This window comes from Arthrobacter sp. BL-252-APC-1A, from assembly GCF_009696625.1.
In the GTDB taxonomy this organism is placed as follows: Bacteria; Actinomycetota; Actinomycetes; order Actinomycetales; family Micrococcaceae; genus Arthrobacter_B.
Window position 1 is genome coordinate 240,416 of record NZ_VULS01000004.1, and the last position, 20,271, is coordinate 260,686.

Consider the following 20,271-nt stretch of genomic DNA (forward strand, 5'->3'; position numbering starts at 1 on the left):
CGGCTGCGGTCCGTGGCGGCTGAATTTCTTTGTGTCTGCCGCGTTTATGCGCTGCCGGCACAGGGTTCCCGGCAGCGAAGTGCTGATTCGGGCCTCACGGCACAACTGTAGGAGTTACATTGGCACTCGATCCCGCCGTCAAGCAGGCAATCATCAAGGAATTCGCTCTCACCGAAGGTGACACCGGATCCCCCGAGGTTCAGGTTGCTGTTCTGTCCCGTCGTATTTCGGACCTGACCGAGCACCTGAAGACCCACAAGCACGACCACCACACCCGCCGCGGCCTGATGGCCCTGGTTGGCCGTCGTCGCCGCATGCTGGGTTACCTGCGCGAGACCGACATCACGCGTTACCGTGCGCTCATCGAGCGTCTCGGCCTGCGCCGCTAGTTCTGCTTTGAGGGCGGTTCCTGCGTAACTGCGCAGGGCCGCCCTTTAGCGCAGGGTACAGCCAGGCAGACATGGACACCGGGTTAGTCCGGAAGCGCACCTGCCCCAAGCTGTACCGGCACTACCGAAGTAAAAGAAAAAACAAATACAGGAGTCAGCCAGCATCGCAGCATTCGCGGTCCTCGGTAGTGGTCTCCGGGAGCAACAGCCCGTGGACCTCGATCGAAGACCGGGTGTTGAATCCCCAGCCCCGCATCCGCGGAGGGAAGGGAATCATGGGACGGTGCTGGGTGCCTCCGCATCAAAGAAACGGAGGTGACTCTCTATGGAGGGTCCCGAAATCCAGTATTCAGAAGCCGTAATTGACAACGGCCGTTTCGGCAAGCGCGTTATCCGCTTCGAAACCGGCCGCCTCGCAGCCCAGGCCGCAGGTTCCGCGATGGTCTACATCGACGAAGACACCGCACTGCTCTCGGCAACCTCTGCCGGCAAGTCCCCGCGTGAAGGCTTTGACTTCTTCCCGCTGACCGTGGACGTCGAAGAGCGTATGTACGCCGCCGGCCGCATCCCGGGCTCGTTCTTCCGCCGTGAAGGACGCCCGTCCACCGAAGCCATCCTGGCCTGCCGCCTGATGGACCGCCCGCTGCGCCCGGCATTCGTCAAGGGCCTGCGCAACGAAGTCCAGGTTGTTGTCACCGTTATGGCGATCAACCCGGACGTGCTCTACGACGTGGTTGCCATCAACGCATCCTCCATGTCCACCCAGCTTTCCGGCCTGCCGTTCTCCGGCCCGATCGGCGGCGTCCGCGTTGCCCTGGTCGAAGGCCAGTGGGTCGCGTTCCCGAAGCACTCCGAGCTGGAGCGCGCTGTGTTCTCCATGGTGGTTGCCGGCCGCATTGCCGGTGACGACGTCGCCATCATGATGGTTGAAGCCGAAGCCACGGACAACGCCTGGAACCTCATCAAGGAAGAGGGCGCCACCGCCCCGACCGAAGAGGTTGTTGCTGAAGGCCTCGAAGCCGCCAAGCCGTTCATCAAGGTTCTGTGCGACGCACAGTCCGACCTGGCTGCACGCGCCGCCAAGCCGACTGTAGAGTTCCCGATCTTCCTGGATTACCAGGACGACGTTTACGAAGCTGTTGAAGCTGCTGCCGCCGCCAAGCTGGCAGAGGTCTTCACCATCGCTGACAAGCAGGAGCGCGACGCCGCTTCCGACGCCCTGAAGGACGAAGTCAAGACTTCCCTGGCCGAGCGCTTCGAAGGCCGTGAGAACGAAGTTTCCGCAGCGTTCCGCTCGGTCACCAAGCAGGTTGTCCGCCAGCGCATCCTCAAGGACCAGATCCGCATCGACGGCCGTGGCCTGACGGATATCCGCCAGCTCACCGCCGAGGTTGAGGTTCTGCCCCGCGTTCACGGTTCGGCAATCTTCGAGCGCGGCGAAACCCAGATCCTGGGCGTCACCACGCTGAACATGCTCAAGATGGAACAGCAGATTGACTCGCTGTCGCCGGTAACGCGCAAGCGCTACATGCACAACTACAACTTCCCGCCGTACTCGACCGGTGAGACCGGCCGCGTGGGCTCGCCCAAGCGCCGCGAAATCGGCCACGGTGCCCTGGCAGAGCGTGCGCTCATGCCGGTGCTGCCGTCGCGTGAAGAGTTCCCGTACGCCATCCGCCAGGTCTCCGAGGCACTGTCCTCCAACGGCTCCACCTCAATGGGTTCGGTCTGCGCCTCGACGCTGTCCATGCTCAACGCCGGTGTGCCGCTGAAGGCTCCGGTTGCCGGCATCGCCATGGGCCTGGTCTCCGACCAGGTTGACGGCGAGACCCGCTACGCAGCCCTGACCGATATCCTCGGCGCCGAAGATGCCTTCGGTGACATGGACTTCAAGGTTGCCGGTACCTCCGAGTTCGTTACCGCCATCCAGCTCGATACCAAGCTCGACGGCATCCCCGCCTCGGTCCTGGCCGCAGCCCTGAAGCAGGCCCGCGAAGCCCGCCTGCACATCCTCGGTGTCATGGACGCCGCGATCGATACCCCGGATGAGCTCTCCGAGTTCGCTCCGCGGATCATCTCGGTGAAGATCCCCGTGGACAAGATCGGCGAGGTCATTGGCCCGAAGGGCAAGATGATCAACCAGATCCAGGAAGACACCGGCGCTGACATCTCCATCGAAGATGACGGCACGGTCCTGATCGGCGCCACGGACGGCACGTCCGCCGAGGCTGCCCGGGCTGCGATCAACGCGATTGCCAACCCGATGGTTCCCGAACTGGGCGAGCGTTACCTGGGCACCGTTGTGAAGACCACCACCTTTGGTGCCTTCATCTCCCTGACCCCGGGCAAGGACGGCCTGCTGCACATCTCCGAGCTGCGCAAGCTCTCGGGCGGCAAGCGCGTTGACAACGTGGATGACGTTGTCTCCGTCGGCCAGAAGATCCAGGTTGAAATCACCAAGATTGACGACCGCGGCAAGCTGTCGCTCTCGCCGGTTGTTGCTGAAGACGACGCCGAGGGCGAAGCGGCTGCTGAGACAGCAGAGTAGATGCCTGAAAACACTGCAGACAGCCGTTCCGGCGCGGGTTTTTCCCGCACCGGGACGGTTGTCCCATTTCCCCTGACATCCCGGGCGGGCGATCCGGCACTGGAAATCGGTGACCCGGCCGGCGCCGTCGTGCGCCGTTCCGTCCTTCCCGGCGGCGTACGTGTGCTCACCGAGTCAATGCCCGGCCAGCGCAGCGCGACCATCGGCTTCTGGGTTGGCGTCGGTTCGCGTGACGAGGCCGAAGGCCGGCACGGTTCCACGCACTTCCTGGAACACCTGCTGTTCAAGGGCACTGCCCGGCGCAGCGCCATGGACATCGCCTCTGCGTTCGACGAGGTAGGAGGAGAATCCAACGCCGCGACGGCGAAGGAAACCACCTGCTACTACGCCCGCGTGCTGGACACCGACCTGCCAATGGCCATTGACGTCATTGCGGACATGGTGACCTCAGCCGTGCTCGATGCCGAGGAGCTGGAGCAGGAACGCGACGTCATCCTCGAGGAAATCGCGATGGACGCCGATGACCCCGCGGATCTCTGCCACGAGAAGTTCGCCGAAGCCGTGCTGGGCGACCACCCGCTGGGCCGGCCCATCGGCGGCACCCCGGAAGCGATCAAGGCGGTGCCGCGCGAGGCAGTGCTGGAGCACTACCGGCGCCACTACCGGCCCGAGACCCTGGTGGTCACGGCAGCCGGAGGACTTGAGCACGAGATTGTGGTGTCCCTGGTCCTGGACGCGCTTAAGCGTGCCGGCTGGGAACTGGACGAGACGGCCGAACCTGCCCCGCGCAGGGACACCACCCCGGCGCAGATCACCGGCGGGGGCGGCATCCATGTCATCAACCGCCCGGTGGAACAGGCCAACATTGTGCTCGGCTGCCCCTCGCTGACGGCCACGGACAGCCGCCGGTTCGCCATGAGCGTGCTGAACACCATCCTGGGCGGCGGCATGTCTTCCCGTCTGTTCCAGGAGATCCGCGAGAAGCGGGGACTGGTCTACTCGACGTACTCCTTCTCCGCGGCCTACACCGATGCCGGATACTTCGGCATGTATGCGGGCTGCTCTCCGGCCAAGACCCGGCAGGTCATCGACCTGCTGCAGTCAGAACTCGAGCGCCTGGCAGCGGACGGCGTCGAACCCGGGGAACTGGCCCGCGCACTGGGTCAGATTTCCGGCGGACTGGTGCTGGGCATGGAGGACACCGGTTCGCGGATGTCCCGCCTGGGCAGCGCCGAGCTTGTCCGCGGCGAATACGTGGACATCGAAGAATCCCTGGCACGGATCCGTGCCGTCACGGCCGAACAGGTCCAGGAGCTCGCCGCCGAACTTGCAGCAGCCCCGCGGACCATCACCGTGGTGGGTCCCTTCAACTCTCCGGCGGACCTGGGCTTCTAGCCTCTTCCCCTCATCGAGATGACAGAAACTGCCCGTATGAACGCTCATTCGGGCAGTTTCTGCTATCTCGATTGTTTTGTTGGGTGGAGGGGCTGAGGGTCTAACCGCCGGCAAAGGGCGGAAGGATGTCCACGGTGTCCCCGGGACCCAGCAGCAGAGTGCGGTTCCGGGCCGCAACCTCATTGACCAGAAACGTGCTGCGCCCGATCACGGTCTGCAGGACGGGAGTTCCTTCCGGGGCATCGGGATGCAGCGCGGCCAGCTTTTCCAGCAGTTCACCGAGCTGCAGGGGACCGGCCTCCAGGGTTTCCTCTTCGATTCCCGCGGCTGCCTTCGCAGCGCCAAAATAGCGGATCAGCACTTAGCCACCTATCGCACTCATAGTTCTTTCGGGCTGCACGTAATCCGGTGCGCCCAGTCCGGCATGGTCCATTCCATGCGCCTTTGGCTTGCCCCACATGGCTTCCTGCCAGCGGCGCGCGACGGCGGTGTCGTCACCGGTGCTCCTGAGCAGTTCCAGCAGGTCTGTCTCTTCGTGGGAGAACAGGCAGCTGCGCACCTTTCCCTCCGCGGTAATGCGCGTGCGGCGGCAGTCGGCGCAGAACGGTTCGGTCACCGAGGCAATGATCCCGACGACGCCGGCAACCTCAGCGGGGGAGGAACGGTGCCGCACTTCCCATCGTTCGGCCGGAGCGCCGTCGCGGTTGCGCGGGTCGGGGGTGAGGACAAAGCGTTCCTCCAGCAGGGCGCGGATTTCAGCAGCGGTGATCATTCCCTCGCGGGTCCAGCCATGGTCCGCGTCCAGGGGCATCTGTTCGATGAACCGCAGCTCGAATCCGTGCTGTACGGCCCAGTCCAGGAGCGCGGGTGCCTCAACGTCATTGATGCCGCGCATCAGTACGGCATTGATCTTGATGAGCCCCAGGCCCACGCGGGCTGCTTCCTCGACGCCCGTCAGGACCCGGTCCAGGAAGGGGCGCCGGGTGAGCTGGGCGAAGGTACCCGGATGCAGTGAGTCCAGGGAAACGTTGATGCGGGTCAGTCCCGCCTCTTTGAGCGCTGACGCCTTTTTGTCCAAACCCAGTCCGTTAGTGGTCAGGGAAACCGGAAGGTCCGGATGGTTGGCCCGGATTCCGCCGACTATTTCCACCAGGTCTGCCCGCACGAGCGGCTCCCCGCCTGTCAGCCGCAGCTCCCGGACGCCCAGGCCGTTGACGCCGATTCCCACCAGCCGGATGATTTCCGCGGCGGTCAGCACCTTGTCCTTGGGCAGCCAGTCAAGGCCTGAGGCGGGCATGCAGTAGGTGCAGCGCAGGTTGCACTTATCCGTCAGGGACAGCCGCATGTCCGTAGCCCGGCGTCCATAGCGGTCAACAAGTCCGTCCAGCTGCTCCGGAACGCCTGCGCCCGCCGGAGCGCCTGCTCCTCCCGCGGGGGGCCGCGGCGGTGTGAAGGCGGGCATGCCGAGCTCAATTCCCATCCCCCGAGTGTAGGCGGTTTCACATCACGTCTCTAGGACGGCACAGCGGCTCACACAAACTCATCAGGTACCGCTGCCATAATCGGGCGGGATAGGCGTGCCTGCGGTGCGCGGAACAGGCTGCGGCCGAAGGGAGAGCGGCACATGCCAGGGAAGCGGGGATGGGCAGCGGCAGCCGGTATAGTGGCGGCCGGGATTGCCGTGGCGGCGGGAGAGCTTGCTGCGGCTGCCCTCAGCCCGTCGCTCTCACCGGTTACCGCCGTCGGCTCGGTGGTCATCGACGCAGTTCCCGGCCCGGTCAAGGACTGGGCGATTGCGGTATTCGGGACCTCGGACAAGATTGCACTGCTGGCCTCAATGCTGGTCCTGATACTGCTGATCGGTGCCGCCTGCGGTGTCCTTGAGAAAGCCCGCCCGCCTGCGGGGTCTGCCGTCCTTGGCGCGTTTGGTGTCCTGGGCGCCGCTGCCGTGCTGTCCCGCGCGCAGTTCAGCCCGCTCGCGCTGCTGCCGCCGCTGGCCGCAGGGCTTGCGGGTGTGCTGGTGCTGCGGGCGCTGGCGGCAAGGATCCGCAGGTATGAGGCGGCACCGCCAGGCGATGCCGGTGCCAGTCGGCGGGACGTGCTGCGGGCAGTGGGCGGGGGAGCAGCGGTTGCGGCTGTCGGCGGCGGGCTGGCCGTAGCTTCACGCAGCTCCCAGGTGGCCGTGGAAGACCTGCGGGCCAACCTGCAGCTGCCGGCGCCGGTCCAGCCAGCTCAGGCGATTCCTGCCGGTGCGGACCTGGGGGTCCCGGGGGCGGAGCCGCTGGTGACCCCGAACGGGGATTTCTACCGCATAGATACCGCTCTGCGGGTGCCCCTGGTCAATCCGGATACGTGGACCCTGCGGGTCACCGGGATGGTGGACCGCGAGGTTGAGATCAGCTACGCGGAGCTGATGGCGAAGCCACTGCAGGAAAGCTGGATCACGCTTGCCTGCGTGTCCAACGAGGTGGGCGGCTCCCTGATTGGCAACGCAAAATGGCTGGGCTGGCCGGTGCGAACCCTCCTCGCTGAAGCGGGGGTGCAGCCGGGCGCGGACACAGTGCTTTCCAGAAGCGCGGACGGCTGGACGGCCACGACGCCCCTGGAAGCACTGACGGATGCACGGGACTCGCTGCTGGCCGTGGCAATGAACGGCGAGCCGCTGCCGCCCGAGCACGGCTTTCCGGTGCGAATGGTTGTGCCTGGTCTGTATGGCTACGTTTCCGCGACCAAATGGGTCACCGAGCTGAAAGTCTCACGCTTCGCCGACGAGGCTGCCTATTGGACGGACCGGGGATGGTCAGAACGCGGGCCGGTCAAGCTGTCCTCGCGGATCGATACACCCGGCCGGGGCGAAAACATCAACGCCGGGAAGACCACGGTTGCCGGGGTTGCCTGGGCCCAGCACACCGGGATCAGCGCTGTGCAGGTGAAGGTCGACGACGGCGAATGGCTGGACGCCCGCCTCGCCGCGGGCATTTCGGCAGATACCTGGCGCCAGTTCGCGGCCGAGGTAGATCTTCCGGAGGGAGAGCACACCCTGAGCGTCCGGGCGCTCGACGCCAACGGCAACGTCCAGGATGCAGCTGAACGCCCCGTAGTGCCCGACGGCGCCACCGGCCTGCATACGGTGCGCGTCCAGGCTGCCTAGGGCCTGCATGTCCGCTAGGGTCGACGGATGGCAGTCAGCAACCTCGAAGGTACCTACATACTTCCGGGACACGGGAGGAATGCCGCTGGCCGGCGGCGGCAGAACGAAGCCAGGCGTCCTCTACCGGTCGGATGCACTCAGTAACCTGACCCCGCAGGGACTCCAGCAGCTCTCCGGCTCTGGGATCAGCGTGATCGTCGACTACCGGACACCGGCGGAAGCGCAGATGGCACCGGACCGGCTGCCTGTCTCCGTGGAGTTCACCAAGGTCAATCTGCCGCTGCTTGAGGGGGCCTTCACCGGCACAGCACAGGAAGCAATGCAGCGGGCGGGTCTGCACCCTGAAGCCGCCGCCCGGGCAGTCCAGGCCGCGCTGGACCGGCTGCCGGACCTGGGCGAGGTTTACACCGGCATGCTCCAGCACGGAGCGCCCGAGTTCGCAGCCACAGCCCGGGCCATAACGTCCGCACAAGGTTCCACGCTGGTCCACTGCACCGCAGGCAAGGACCGCGCGGGAGTGTCCATTGCCCTGGTTCTTGACGCCGTAGGTGTTGAACAGGACGCCGTCATTGCCGACTATGAGCAGAGCGAACGCAGCCTGGCGGGGGAATGGTCCGAGCGGATGCTGGGCATGGTTGCCTCTATGGGTGTCCCCGTGAACGAGCAGATCGTGGCCCTGGTAACCCGGGCTCCGGCTGACGCTGTCCGCACCGCCCTGGCCTGGGTGCAGGAACACCACGGCTCTTCGGCCGGCTACCTCCGTTCCGGTGGGCTTACGGGCGCAGGATCATCCGGCGGCATAGACTTTTGCGCAGACCATGACGGGGACGAGGTTCCACAGGAGGAACGTGAGCAGCACAGGCAGCCGGGCACGTCCGGTGGAAGAACACCGCGAAGCCGTCCGCGCCCTGCTCTCGGATCACCTGAGGCGGCGGGCGGAGACGCTTTCCCTTGCTGAAGCCTCCGGCAGGATCCTGGCCGAAACAATCAGGGCCCCGCGCAGCCTCCCGCCGTTCGCAAACTCCCAGATGGACGGATACGCGGTCCGTTCCGCTGACCTGGCGCACGCCCCGGCAGTGGGCTTGGTTCAGCTGCCGGTCTCCCAGCCCATCCCGGCCGGCGTCCCCGCCCCGGAGCTGGATCCCGGCTCCGCCGCCCCGATCATGACGGGCGCAATGCTCCCGGCCGGAGCGGACGCCGTCGTGCCGATTGAAAAAGCGGTTCCGGACGCCTTCTATGCGCCCGGGGAGCGTGCCGGTGCCGTCGTCGGGCTGCCCTCAGGCGTCCCCGCCGGACAGTACGTCCGTGCCGCGGGCAGTGACATCCCCGCCGGTGCCGCAGCGCTGCAGGAAGGATCCCGCCTGGGGCCGGCGCAGCTGGGACTGCTGGCCGCGCTGGGCATCGCAGAAGTTCCGGTCTACGCGCCGGTCCGGGTGCTGCTGCTGAGCACCGGAGACGAGGTAGTGGAGCCGGGCATGGAACTGGCTCCCGGCCAGATCCATGACGCGAATACCACCCTGCTGGCTGCCAGCCTCGCCGGTGCCGGAGCGGAGGTTGTCCGGTCGAGGATCCTGGCGGACTCACCGGAGGACTTCCTCGCTGCCCTGCGCCAAGAGCTCGGCCGCGGCCAGGCGGATCTGGTGCTGACCTCCGGGGGCATCAGCAAGGGTGCCTATGAAGTGGTCCGGCTCGCGCTGGCCGCCGAAGGCGTGACGTTCTGCTCTGTTGCCATGCAGCCGGGCGGTCCGCAGGGAATCGGTTCCGTGGACGGCGTCCCGTTTCTGGGGTTCCCGGGAAATCCGGTCAGTGCCCTGGTTTCCTTTGAAGTTTTCCTGCGCCCGGCGCTCACGGCGGTGACGGGCATTCCGTCCCCCCGGAGAACGCTCAGCGCTGTCCTGGCCGGCGACGCCTCCAGTCCGAAGGGAAAGCTCCAGGTGCGGCGGGGAACCTACGCCGGCGGAAGAGTGGAACTCGTTGGCGGTCCCGGGTCCCACCTGGTGCATGCCCTGGCCGCTTCCAACGCGCTGGTCCTGATACCTGCCGACACCGAACAGGTGAAGGCCGGGTCAGAAGTGACAGTATGGCTGTTGGACTAACCGCTCCACTGAAAGGACCCGAGAATGTCCGGGGAAGAACTGTCCGGGGACTCACCGGCGCTCACGCACGTCCGTGCCGACGGAACCGCCCACATGGTGGATGTCTCGGCAAAGACTGAGACATCCCGCGAAGCCACCGCTCAGGCGGTGCTGAAGACCACTGCGGAGGTGGTCCGCCTGCTCACCGACGGCGGTCTGCCCAAGGGCGACGCCTTCGCGGTTTCCCGTGTGGCAGGCATCATGGCCGCCAAACAGACCTCAAACCTCATCCCGCTGTGCCATCCGCTGCCCATCACCAAGGTCACCGTCGACTTTGAACCGGGGGAGAGCGCCGTGGTCATGAAGGCAACTGTAAAGACCAAAGCCCTGACCGGCGTCGAAATGGAAGCACTGACCGCTGTGTCCGTTACGGCCCTGACGTTGTACGACATGGTCAAGGCAGCGGATAAGCATGCGGTGATTTCGGACATCATGGTGCTCGCCAAGTCCGGCGGCAAGAGCGGAGACTGGAGCCTGTGAGAAGAAATGAGACGGTTCCGCGGCGGACAGCGGCCATCCTGGTAGCTTCCACCCGTGCCGCAGCCGGTGTGTACGAAGACCAGGCAGGACCCCTGCTGCAGGACTGGCTCTACACACACGGCTACGATGTTGTGCTGGCAGAAGTCGTGCCCGACGGCGAAGAGGTGAGCAAGGCGCTGCAGCGCATGCTTGCCCTGCAACCGTCAGTACTCTTCACCAGCGGCGGGACCGGCGTCAGCCCTACTGATGCCACCCCGGAACAGACGCTGCCGCTGCTTGACCGGCAGATGCCCGGGGTCATGGAGGCCCTCCGCGCGGACGGGCTTACGAAGACGCCAATGGCGGCGCTGACCCGCGGCTACGCCGGAACGGCCGGAAAGACGTTCGTCCTGAACCTGCCCGGATCCCCGTCCGGCGTGACGGACGGACTTGCCGTTCTGGAACCAATTCTTGGACACATCTGCGGCCAGCTGGAGGGCATCAATGAGCACTAGCGAAGTAGTCGCAGCAGCGGTTGGGACAGAGGTCCTGGACACCGAGAGCGCGTATGCCCAGGCCTGGACACCACAGGCAGGTGCAGTCGTCACCTTCAGCGGGATTGTCCGCAACCACGACGGCGGACGGGACGTCCGTTCCCTTGGCTACAGTGCCCATCCCAGCGCCTCAGCAGTGATCGCGGATGTAGCAGCACGGATTGCGGCCAAATATGACGGAGTGCGCATTTGGGCGGCACACCGGACCGGGCCGCTTGAAATCGGCGACGCCGCGCTCGTGGCTGCTGTTGCCTCGGCGCACCGGGGAACCGCCTTCGCCGCCTGCTCCGAACTGGTGGACACCATCAAAGCCGAGGTGCCCATCTGGAAGGAACAGGTTTTCGCCGACGGAACGGTGGAATGGGTGGGCGTCAGCGACGCCCCGGCCTGACCGGTAATCTGGAACCATGAGCAATAAACTGCCCGTCGCGGTGCTTGGAGCCACCGGGCGCATGGGCTCCGAAGCCGTTAAAGCCGTCGAAGCGGCACCGGACATGGAATTAGTGGCTGCCCTGGGGCGCCGGGATTCCCTGCAGACCCTGGTCTCCGCCGGCGCCCAGTATGTGGTGGACCTGACCGTCCCGGACAGCACCGAAGCCAACGTCCGCTTCGCCGTGGAACACGGCATGCATGCGGTGGTCGGCACCACCGGCTGGAGCGCGGACCGGCTGCAGCGGCTGGAGGACCTGCTCTCTGAGCATCCCGAAACCGGTGTGCTGATTGCGCCGAACTTCGCACTCGGATCAGTGCTCGCCTCAGCATTCGCAGCGAAGGCAGCGCCCTACTTCCAATCTGTTGAGATCGTGGAGCTGCACCACCCCAACAAGGTGGATGCGCCGTCGGGCACCGCCGTGCGTACCGCCGAACTGATGGCAGCTTCGCGCGCCGAAGCCGGAACTCCCGCGTCTCCCGATGCAACCGCCAAGGAGCTCCCCGGAGCCCGGGGCGCCGACGTCGACGGCATCCGGGTGCATTCCGTCCGCCTGCGCGGCCTGGTTGCCCACCAGGAAGTCCTGCTGGGCGGTGAGGGCGAACAGCTCACGATCCGCCACGATTCCTACGACCGGGCGTCATTTATGCCCGGTGTCCTCCTGGGGCTGCGCGAAGTTGCCGCGCACCCGGGCCTTACCGTCGGACTCGACGGCTACCTCAACCTGAACGCCTAAGGAAACACTGTTGTCCACCTTCTTCTCCGGACTGTTCCATAACAAGGCCAAGATCGGCGTCCTGCTGGTCACCGTACTCCTGGTTTTCTACATCCTGGTGGTGGCCCAGCGGGGCTGGCTCCTCATGACCTCTGACGGACTGGTGGCCAAGGCCATGGGAACCGCCTACTTTGTGCTGCCCGCCGTTGGTGTCTGGGCGCTGGTTCGTGAACTGCTCTTTGGCGTACAGACCGAAAAGATGGCACGGATCCTCGCTGATGAGGGCGGCCTTCCCGTGGATGACCTCCCGCGCACTCCGGGAGGGCGGATCGTCCGTGAAGCAGCCGACGCCGAGTTCCCCAAGTACCAGGCCGAGGTCGAAGCCGCACCTGAACAGTGGCGCGCCTGGTTCCGCCTCTCCTGCGCCTATGACGCCGCCGGCGACCGCAAGCGCGCCCGCGCGTCCATGCGCCAGGCAGGCAAGCTCTTCAGCGGTTCGGGACAGCCCGCCGCCTGAGAAGCCGGCTTCCTCAGCGGCGGTTCTCCGCCAGCGTTCCGTCCCGGGCAAGCCGTGAAGCGCCCGAAGCGACGGTCTCCAGCGGACCGCGGGAGCCCAGTTTGGCAAAGGCGATGCCGATCAGGACTGCGGCCGCCGCCTGCGGCCAAAAGACCCAGACAGGTTCCGGAGCCGGCTCCTGGGCATCAACAAGCGCCATCACCCAGATATGCATGCTGTACAGAGTCAGCGTCATGGCTCCCGCAGCGGAGAGCGGCAGGAGCAGGTTCGGCCGCGCCCTGGTCAGCAGCAGACAGACCCCAACGACGGCGGCAGCCGTGCCGCACGTGTGGAGCAGGTCCAGTGTGGTGCCCGAATGCGGGGCGCTGACCGCCAGCCACCACCAGGACCCGGACTGGTCAACCCCGGTCAGGTTCACTTCCATCATGCGGCCGATGGGCCAGCGCTGGCCGGATTCGGTCCCCAGCAGTTCGGCGAAACCGCCGGCGTCGACGAGCAGGTACGCGCTCACGAACTTGGCAGCGACCGCTGCGAAGATTCCGCCGATGACCAGTCCCGCCTGTACTCCGAGGGCACCCAGGTTCAGCCGGCCGATCACCATTCCCACCAGCAGGTAGCTCAGCCACTGGACCGTTGGATACACCCCGGTGAAAAAGACGTCCGCAAAGAGCGTTGCCGGTTCCAGGAAATGCTCCCAGGTGATGTTCCCGCCAACCTCAGGCGGGCTGACATTCTCATTCAGCCAGGGCCGGACCAGATAGGCCAGGACGGGGGAGAGGCAGATCCATGCACCGGCCCAGGCTGCCAGCCTGCCCAGCGGCATTGAAGTGAACGGGAGCACCATCAGGAACAGCACCGCGTAATGGAAGAGGATGATGGCGATCGACGTGTCCATGCCACCCAGCAGCAGCCCGATCAGCGCGATCACCAGCGCACGGGCGGCAATGCCCCGGCGGTTCTGTCCGGGGGAACGGCCGGCGCCGGGGTTCTGGCCTCCGGTCAGGAGCGCGATCCCGATTCCTGCCACCACAGCAAAGAGCGCCGAGGCCCGTCCGGAGAAAACGAGCGCCACGAACGTGGGGGAGCCCGTTTCGGGGTCATACAGCGGGAAGATGTGGGTGGACATCATTCCCAGCAGTGCCACCCCGCGGGCCGCATCGATGCCCGTCAGACGCGTTCTGCTCATCGAAGAATCGTCTCACGCCCCGCAGCGCCGCCGGGCTCCGGAGGTGTCCGTTTGTCCCATTCGCTGCTCCAACAGGTAACGTTTTACCCATGGCAGACTCTGATATTCGTTCCCGTCCGTTTGGAACCCTGGTGACCGCCATGGTTACCCCTTTCACCGCCGATGGTGAAGTTGACTTTGACGCCACTGCGTTCCTTGCCAACAAGCTGGTCGAGGACGGCTGCGACGGTCTGGTTATCTCAGGTACCACCGGTGAAACCTCCACCCTGGAGGACAGCGAAAAGGAAGACCTTTTCCGGGTTGTAGCCCAGACGGTCGGCGGCCGCGCGAAGGTCATCGCCGGAACCGGCACCAACCACACCTCACACTCCGTGGAGATGGCACGGCGCGCCGAGCGCGCCGGAGCCGACGGCCAGCTGGTCGTGACGCCGTATTACAACAAGCCGACGCAGGCAGGCGTGATTGCGCACTTCGATGCCGTTTCCCAGGCCACGGATCTGCCCATCATGATTTACGACATCCCGGGCCGCGCCGGGATTCCCATCGCCACTGAGACGATGTTCCGTCTCGCGGAGAACCCCAAGGTCCTGGCTCTCAAGGATGCCAAGGCCGATTTTGCCGCCGTGACCCGGGTCCTGGCCAACACAAGCCTGGATGTCTACGCCGGCGACGACGGACTGACGCTGCCGTGGATGGTGGCCGGAGCGGTCGGCGTAGTGAGCGTCAGCGCCCACGTTGCCACCGGTGCGTTCCGTGCCCTCGTGGACGCGGCCGCCGCAGGAGATTTCGACAAGGCCCGCAGGATCCACTTTGAACTGGATCCGGTAGTGCGAGCCGTAATGACACACATACCAGGTGCCATTTCCGCCAAGCAGATCCTGAAGATGCAGGGAGTGATTCCCGACGCCGCAGTACGCCTGCCGCTGGTGGCTCCCGATGCCATTGAAATGGAAGCTGTCCTGGCGGACCTGGCCGAAGCAGGATGGGACTTTTCCCAGGACAAGGCGTAATAAAACATGATTGAAACTGCGGGCAACGCTCTGCAAACCCCTCCCCGCCTCAAAGACGGAACCCTACGAATTGTTCCGCTGGGAGGACTCGGAGAAATCGGCCGCAACATGGCCGTCTTCGAGATCGACGGCAAACTGCTCATCGTTGACTGCGGCGTGCTCTTCCCGGAAGAGACACAGCCCGGCGTCGACCTGATCCTGCCGGACTTCTCCTACATCGAGGACCGGCTGGACGACGTCGTGGGCGTTGTGCTCACCCACGGCCACGAGGACCACATCGGCGCGGTTCCCTACCTGCTGCGCCTGAAGAAGGACATTCCGCTGATCGGTTCGCAGCTGACGCTGGCACTGATCGAGGCGAAGCTGCAGGAACACCGCATCAAGCCGTTCACCCTCACGGTGAAGGAAGGACAGGTTGAGCAGTTCGGCCCGTTCGAATGCGAATTCGTGGCCGTCAACCACTCCATCCCGGATGCCCTGGCAGTCTTCATCCGCACCCGCGCAGGCAATGTGCTGCACACCGGCGACTTCAAGATGGACCAGCTGCCGCTGGACGGACGCATCACTGATCTGCGCGCCTTCGCCCGCCTGGGCGAAGAAGGCGTGGACCTGTACATGGCCGACTCCACCAACGCGGACGTTCCGGGCTTCACCTCCCCGGAAGGCGCGATTGGGCCGGTGCTCGAAGAGCTCTTCGGCAAGGTCAAGAAGCGCATCATCGTCGCGTCCTTCTCCTCCCACATCCACCGGGTGCAGCAGGTGCTCGACGCCGCTGCAGCCCACGGGCGCAAGGTCTGCTTCGTGGGGCGCTCCATGGTCCGCAACATGGCCATCGCGGAAAAGCTGGGTTACCTGCACGTCCCCGAGGGCATCCTGGTGGACCTGAAAAACGTGGACAACATGCCGGACCACAAGCTGGTCCTCATGTCCACCGGTTCGCAGGGCGAGCCAATGGCAGCCCTGTCCCGCATGGCCAACGGCGACCACCGGATCAGCATCGGCAAGGGTGACACCGTCATCCTGGCATCTTCGCTGATCCCGGGGAACGAGAACGCCGTGTTCCGCGTGATCAACGGCCTGATGAAGCTCGGCGCGGACGTGGTGCACAAGGGCACCGCCAAGATCCACGTTTCCGGCCACGCCTCGGCCGGCGAGCTGCTCTACACTTACAACATCCTCAAGCCGAAGAACGCGATGCCGGTGCACGGCGAGACCCGGCACCTGATTGCCAACGGCAAGCTGGCAGTCCAGACCGGCGTCCCGGAGCAGAACATCATCCTGGCCGACGACGGCACCGTGGTTGACCTGGTGGACGGCAAGGCGAAGGTTGTCGGCGCCATCGAGTGCGGCTTCGTCTACGTAGACGGCTCCAGCGTCGGCGAAATCACTGACACCGACCTCAAGGACCGCAGGATCCTGGGCGAGGAAGGCTTCATCTCCGTCATCACCGTGGTGAACCGGAGCACCGGCACCATCGTGTCCGGTCCGGAGATCCACGCCCGCGGCTTCGCCGAAGACGATGCAGTATTCGACGAGATCAAGCCCAAGATCAGCAAGGCCCTGGAAGAGGCTGTGACGTCCAACCGTGACCACACGGCCTACCAGCTGCAGCAGGTTGTCCGCCGCGTGGTGGGAACCTGGGTCAACCGCAGGCTGCGCCGCCGGCCGATGATCGTTCCGGTAGTCCTCGAAGCGTAGGCAGCCGGCGCCTTCCTTCCCCGTATTCCTCAGTGAATCCGGGGAAGGAAGAGCGCCCTCAAGGCGCGTATATTCGGCGGTTTGTCCCCGCCGTCCGGTAGCGTGGCAGGTATGGCGACTCGTACTTCCCCTGCCGCACGCGGCAGTTCCTCCAGCCGGACTCCAGCCCGCAGCAGCGGGAAGTCTCCGCAGCGCGGGAAGTCCTCCAGCCGCCCTTCCGCCGCCAAGGCCCAGCCCGAAGAGACACTCCCGCTTCCGCTGCGGGTGGTCCAGAGCGCCTGGATGGGCATTGCGCGCATTGTTGGTGCCGGCGTCCGCAAGCTGGGCACCGACGTCGTTCCGGACCGGGAAATCCGCCGCGACGGAACCGGCTTTTTCCTGATCCTCACCGCACTGCTCGTCGCCACCGTCGAATGGTGGGCCCTGCGCGGTCCGGTGGCGGACATCATCCACGCAGCCGCCGCCGGTACCTTTGGCTGGATGGCCGTGGTTCTTCCCTTTATGCTCCTGACGGCCTCCGTGCGCCTCTTCCGCTATCCGGAGCGGCACCGCGCCAACGGCCGGATCAGCATCGGACTGACCATCATGCTGTGCTCCGGTGCCGGCATCACCCACATCATTGGCGGGGCACCGGCCCTGTCCGACGGTTTCGACCGGCTGTGGGTATCCGGGGGAATCGTCGGATTCCTGGTAGCCGGCCCGCTCTCAACCGCCATTACCCAGTGGCCGGTCATCATCCTGCTTTCCCTGCTGGTCTTCATCTCGATCCTCATCGTCACGGCCACGCCCTTCCGGCACATTCCGCTGCGGCTGCGCGCCCTCTACGAACACCTCATGGGCCAGGACCTGGCGCAGGACGATCCCGAGGCCCACGACCAGAGCTACCTCTATGAGTCCGACCGGGCCGCCAAACCCAAGAAGGAACGCCGGTTCGGCCGGGGCCGAAAGGAAGCGGAACCGGAGCACAGCGACGGCTACGCCGGCGACGAAGCGTTCGAAGCAGCCCTGCTGCGGGACGAAGAGGAACGCAAGGAAGCGGAAGCCGCTGCCGAGCCGGCCGTTCCGCCGGGCGTGCGCCGGCCCACGAAGTCCGAGCTGGCCACCCAGAAGCTGCGCCGCCAGCAGGGACTCGAGGACACCGAGCCTCCCACTGAAGCCATTTCCCTGGTCCCGGAGGCGGCTGCCTCGCTCGTGGCAGCCCCGCCCGTTCCTCCGGTGCCGTCCCGTCCGGTGGCCCACGTGCCGCCGTCGACCCCCATTCCCCAGCGCACCGAGCAGCTGCAGCTCTCCGGGGACGTCACCTACACGCTGCCGCCCTCGGATTTCCTGCCCTCCGGCCCGCCCGCCAAGGAACGCTCGGAAGCCAACGACGCCGTCGTCGCGGCCCTGACCCGCACCCTCGAGCAGTTCAACGTGGACGCCAAGGTCACCGGCTTCTCCCGCGGACCGACGGTTACCCGCTACGAGATCGAACTCGGCGAAGGCACCAAGGTTGAGCGCGTGACGGCGCTGTCCAAGAACATTTCCTACGCTGTCGCCAGCTCTGACGTACGCATCCTCTCGCCCATCCCGGGCAAGTCCGCCATCGGCATCGAGATTCCCAACGCGGACAAGGAAGTTGTGGTCCTGGGCGATGTGCTGCGGTCAAACGCTGCCCGCAAGACCGAGCACCCGATGGTCATGGGCGTCGGCAAGGATGTTGAAGGCGGATTCGTCGTCGCCAACCTGGCCAAGATGCCGCACCTCCTGGTTGCCGGCGCCACCGGTGCAGGCAAGTCATCCTTCGTGAACTCGATGATTACGTCGATCCTGATGCGCTCCACCCCGGACGAGGTCCGCATGGTGATGGTGGACCCCAAGCGCGTGGAACTGACCGCCTATGAAGGCGTGCCGCACCTGATCACCCCGATCATCACCAACCCGAAGAAGGCCGCCGAAGCCCTGCAGTGGGTGGTCCGGGAAATGGACACCCGCTACGACGACCTCGCGAACTTCGGGTACAAGCACATCGACGACTTCAACAAGGCTGTCCGCAACGGCAAGGTTGTGCCGCCGGCCGGCTCGAAGCGCGTGCTGAAGCCCTACCCCTACCTGCTGGTAATCGTGGACGAGCTCGCCGACCTGATGATGGTCGCCCCGCGGGACGTCGAAGACTCGATCGTGCGCATCACCCAGCTGGCCCGTGCCGCCGGCATCCACCTGGTCCTCGCCACCCAGCGTCCCTCGGTGGACGTCGTCACCGGCCTGATCAAGGCCAACGTGCCGTCCCGGATGGCCTTCGCGACATCCTCCGTCACCGACTCGAGGGTGGTTCTGGACCAACCCGGTGCAGAGAAGCTCCTGGGACAGGGTGACGCCCTGTTCCTGCCCATGGGGTCCAACAAGCCGATCCGTGTGCAGGGCGCATGGGTCACTGAATCCGAGATCCACCGCGTAGTTGAACATGTGAAGTCCCAGCTGCAGGCAACCTACCGCGAGGACGTCACCGTCACTGCGCCGAAGAAGCAGATCGACGACGACATCGGAGACGACCTCGACGTGCTGCTGCAGGCCACCGAACTGGTCGTGACCACGCAGTTCGGGTCAACGTCCATGCTCCAGCGCAAGCTGCGCGTCGGCTTCGCCAAGGCCGGGCGCCTGATGGACCTGCTCGAATCACGCGGAGTCGTTGGCCCGTCCGAGGGCTCAAAGGCCCGCGACGTGCTGGTGAAGCCGGACGACCTCGCTGCCACCCTGGCTGCTATCCAGGGCGGCGAACCGCTGGGCGGTCCGGATGCCGCCGAGACCGCTGCCCTGGCGGAGAACGCCAACGTCAACCACGGTTTCGAGACCGACGGACCAGTGGACCTGGTGGCCCAGGACCTTGAATCGCGGCCGCAGGCCACGGAGTATTACGACGGCGCTGAGGAATCGGGCGAGGACGGCGAGGGTTCAGAGGACGCATGGAACCTCACCGGCCGGTGAATCCGGTTAGGCTGGTTCCGTGAGCAATTCTGGAACCGAACGGGTACCCACCCTCAACATCGCCAACGTCCTGACGGTCATCCGCATCGTCATGGTTCCCCTGTTTATCTGGTTCCTTGTGGCCGACGACGGCAGGGACGGCCTCTTCCGCTGGCTGGCGGTGGCAACCTTCGCCGTTGCCATCTACACGGACAAGCTGGACGGCGATCTTGCCCGAAGCCGCGGCCTCATCACGGACTTCGGAAAGATCGCCGATCCCATCGCGGACAAGCTGCTGATCGGTTCGGCGCTGGTGATGCTCTCGGTCCTCGGCGAGCTGTGGTGGTGGGTCACCATCCTGATCCTCGTGCGGGAAATCGGCATCACCGTGATGCGGTTCGTAGTCATCCGCTACGGCGTCATGGCGGCCTCCCGGGGCGGCAAGCTCAAGACCGTGATCCAGACCTTTGCCATCTTCCTGTTCCTGCTGCCGCTCACCACGTGGCTGGGGGACTGGGCCTGGTGGATCAGCGCGGCCGTCATGGCAGCCGCCGTGATCGTCACCGTCGTGACCGGAATCGACTACGTTGTGCAGGCGGTCAAGCTGCGTGCCGGCGCACGGGGGAAGACCGGGGCATGACGGCCGCCGCCGCGCAGGTGATCGCAGCAGCGGCTGCCGCCGGAAGCCGGATCGCTGCAGCGGAGTCGCTGACAGCCGGGATGGTGGCAGCTGAGCTCGGTTCCGTTGCGGGCGCTTCGGCAGTCCTGCAGGGCGGTGTTGTCGCCTACCAGAACTCGGTCAAGGCGGCAGTGCTGTCCGTCGACCGGAACCTGCTTGCGGAAGCCGGATCGGTGGATGCCCGGGTTGCCGAGGAAATGGCGGCCGGCGTGCGCGCCCTTCTCGGCGCGGACATCGGAGTCTCCACCACCGGCGCCGCAGGACCGGAACCGCATGACGGCAAGCCCGTGGGAACGGTCTTCATTGGCATCTCAGGCCCCTCAGGAACACGGTCCCGCGAGTACCTCTTTGCCGGAGACCGTTCTTCGATCCGCAGCCAGGCATGCTCTGCGGCGCTCGAACAGTTGGCTCAGGAGCTGGGTGCCGCGTAGACTCCGGCAGGTATCCGGCGCCGCAATGCCC

General features: G+C 65.6%; 19 protein-coding genes. 16 read left to right on the forward strand and 3 right to left on the reverse strand.

Annotation, left to right across the window (positions count from 1 at the left end; all coding sequences use genetic code 11):
* Positions 1-119 precede the first annotated feature (119 nt).
* From rpsO to FYJ28_RS08520, 3 genes are all read left to right on the forward strand, one after another.
* On the forward strand, positions 120-389 hold the full coding sequence (gene rpsO, locus FYJ28_RS08510; protein WP_055240444.1) for a 30S ribosomal protein S15: 270 nt from the start codon (positions 120-122) through the stop codon (positions 387-389).
* A gap of 325 nt (positions 390-714) precedes the next feature.
* Positions 715-2,937: a polyribonucleotide nucleotidyltransferase gene (locus FYJ28_RS08515; RefSeq protein WP_154578985.1), complete on the forward strand. Its 2,223-nt coding sequence runs from the start codon at positions 715-717 to the stop codon at positions 2,935-2,937.
* Positions 2,938-4,332: a M16 family metallopeptidase gene (locus tag FYJ28_RS08520; RefSeq protein WP_154578986.1), complete on the forward strand. Its 1,395-nt coding sequence runs from the start codon at positions 2,938-2,940 to the stop codon at positions 4,330-4,332.
* A 100-nt stretch (positions 4,333-4,432) separates the two neighbouring features.
* On the opposite strand, the gene FYJ28_RS08525 is transcribed toward FYJ28_RS08520, so the two are convergent.
* Together FYJ28_RS08525 and moaA are read right to left on the reverse strand one after the other, a co-directional pair.
* Positions 4,433-4,693, reverse strand: coding sequence for a MoaD/ThiS family protein (locus tag FYJ28_RS08525; RefSeq protein WP_326831606.1), 261 nt, complete (start codon positions 4,691-4,693; stop codon positions 4,433-4,435).
* Positions 4,694-5,812, reverse strand: coding sequence for a GTP 3',8-cyclase MoaA (gene moaA, locus FYJ28_RS08530; protein WP_229780340.1), 1,119 nt, complete (start codon positions 5,810-5,812; stop codon positions 4,694-4,696).
* A gap of 144 nt (positions 5,813-5,956) precedes the next feature.
* Here moaA and FYJ28_RS08535 point away from each other — a divergent pair, with 144 nt between their 5' ends.
* From FYJ28_RS08535 to FYJ28_RS08570, 8 genes are read left to right on the forward strand one after another with little or no spacing between them, the layout of a single operon-like run.
* Positions 5,957-7,483: a molybdopterin-dependent oxidoreductase gene (locus FYJ28_RS08535; protein WP_154578987.1), complete on the forward strand. Its 1,527-nt coding sequence runs from the start codon at positions 5,957-5,959 to the stop codon at positions 7,481-7,483.
* A 7-nt stretch (positions 7,484-7,490) separates the two neighbouring features.
* Positions 7,491-8,441 carry a tyrosine-protein phosphatase gene (locus FYJ28_RS17340; protein WP_154578988.1) on the forward strand — a complete coding sequence of 317 codons (951 nt, stop codon included), beginning with the start codon at positions 7,491-7,493 and terminating at the stop codon, positions 8,439-8,441.
* Positions 8,332-9,579, forward strand: coding sequence for a molybdopterin molybdotransferase MoeA (locus FYJ28_RS08545; protein ID WP_326831607.1), 1,248 nt, complete (start codon positions 8,332-8,334; stop codon positions 9,577-9,579). Before FYJ28_RS17340 ends, FYJ28_RS08545 begins: the two co-directional genes overlap by 110 nt.
* 24 nt (positions 9,580-9,603) lie before the next feature.
* Entirely contained in the window at positions 9,604-10,098 is a 495-nt protein-coding gene (gene moaC, locus FYJ28_RS08550) for a cyclic pyranopterin monophosphate synthase MoaC (protein WP_055240450.1), read from the forward strand.
* Entirely contained in the window at positions 10,095-10,592 is a 498-nt protein-coding gene (locus tag FYJ28_RS08555; RefSeq protein WP_326831608.1) for a MogA/MoaB family molybdenum cofactor biosynthesis protein, read from the forward strand. Before moaC ends, FYJ28_RS08555 begins: the two co-directional genes overlap by 4 nt.
* Entirely contained in the window at positions 10,582-11,022 is a 441-nt protein-coding gene (locus FYJ28_RS08560; protein ID WP_055240452.1) for a molybdenum cofactor biosynthesis protein MoaE, read from the forward strand. Before FYJ28_RS08555 ends, FYJ28_RS08560 begins: the two co-directional genes overlap by 11 nt.
* A gap of 16 nt (positions 11,023-11,038) precedes the next feature.
* Complete coding sequence (gene dapB, locus FYJ28_RS08565) at positions 11,039-11,797, forward strand: 4-hydroxy-tetrahydrodipicolinate reductase (RefSeq protein WP_154578991.1); 759 nt, start codon at positions 11,039-11,041, stop codon at positions 11,795-11,797.
* A 10-nt stretch (positions 11,798-11,807) separates the two neighbouring features.
* Positions 11,808-12,293, forward strand: coding sequence for a hypothetical protein (locus FYJ28_RS08570; RefSeq protein ID WP_055240454.1), 486 nt, complete (start codon positions 11,808-11,810; stop codon positions 12,291-12,293).
* A gap of 13 nt (positions 12,294-12,306) precedes the next feature.
* Here FYJ28_RS08570 and FYJ28_RS08575 read toward each other — a convergent pair whose 3' ends face one another.
* Positions 12,307-13,479, reverse strand: a complete 1,173-nt coding sequence (locus tag FYJ28_RS08575; protein WP_154578992.1) for a heparan-alpha-glucosaminide N-acetyltransferase domain-containing protein — start codon at positions 13,477-13,479, stop codon at positions 12,307-12,309.
* A gap of 89 nt (positions 13,480-13,568) precedes the next feature.
* Here FYJ28_RS08575 and dapA point away from each other — a divergent pair, with 89 nt between their 5' ends.
* The 5 genes from dapA (at position 13,569) to FYJ28_RS08600 (ending at position 20,240) form a co-directional block, all read left to right on the forward strand.
* Positions 13,569-14,489, forward strand: a complete 921-nt coding sequence (gene dapA / locus FYJ28_RS08580; protein ID WP_055240456.1) for a 4-hydroxy-tetrahydrodipicolinate synthase — start codon at positions 13,569-13,571, stop codon at positions 14,487-14,489.
* A gap of 6 nt (positions 14,490-14,495) precedes the next feature.
* Positions 14,496-16,187, forward strand: a complete 1,692-nt coding sequence (locus tag FYJ28_RS08585; protein ID WP_055240457.1) for a ribonuclease J — start codon at positions 14,496-14,498, stop codon at positions 16,185-16,187.
* Positions 16,188-16,298: 111 nt separating this feature from the next.
* Positions 16,299-19,151 carry an FtsK/SpoIIIE family DNA translocase gene (locus tag FYJ28_RS08590; RefSeq protein ID WP_154578993.1) on the forward strand — a complete coding sequence of 951 codons (2,853 nt, stop codon included), beginning with the start codon at positions 16,299-16,301 and terminating at the stop codon, positions 19,149-19,151.
* 19 nt (positions 19,152-19,170) lie between these two features.
* Positions 19,171-19,770: a CDP-diacylglycerol--glycerol-3-phosphate 3-phosphatidyltransferase gene (pgsA, locus tag FYJ28_RS08595; RefSeq protein WP_326831609.1), complete on the forward strand. Its 600-nt coding sequence runs from the start codon at positions 19,171-19,173 to the stop codon at positions 19,768-19,770.
* Positions 19,767-20,240 carry a CinA family protein gene (locus FYJ28_RS08600; protein WP_154578994.1) on the forward strand — a complete coding sequence of 158 codons (474 nt, stop codon included), beginning with the start codon at positions 19,767-19,769 and terminating at the stop codon, positions 20,238-20,240. The genes pgsA and FYJ28_RS08600 overlap by 4 nt, the downstream gene beginning before the upstream one ends.
* Positions 20,241-20,271 lie beyond the last annotated feature (31 nt).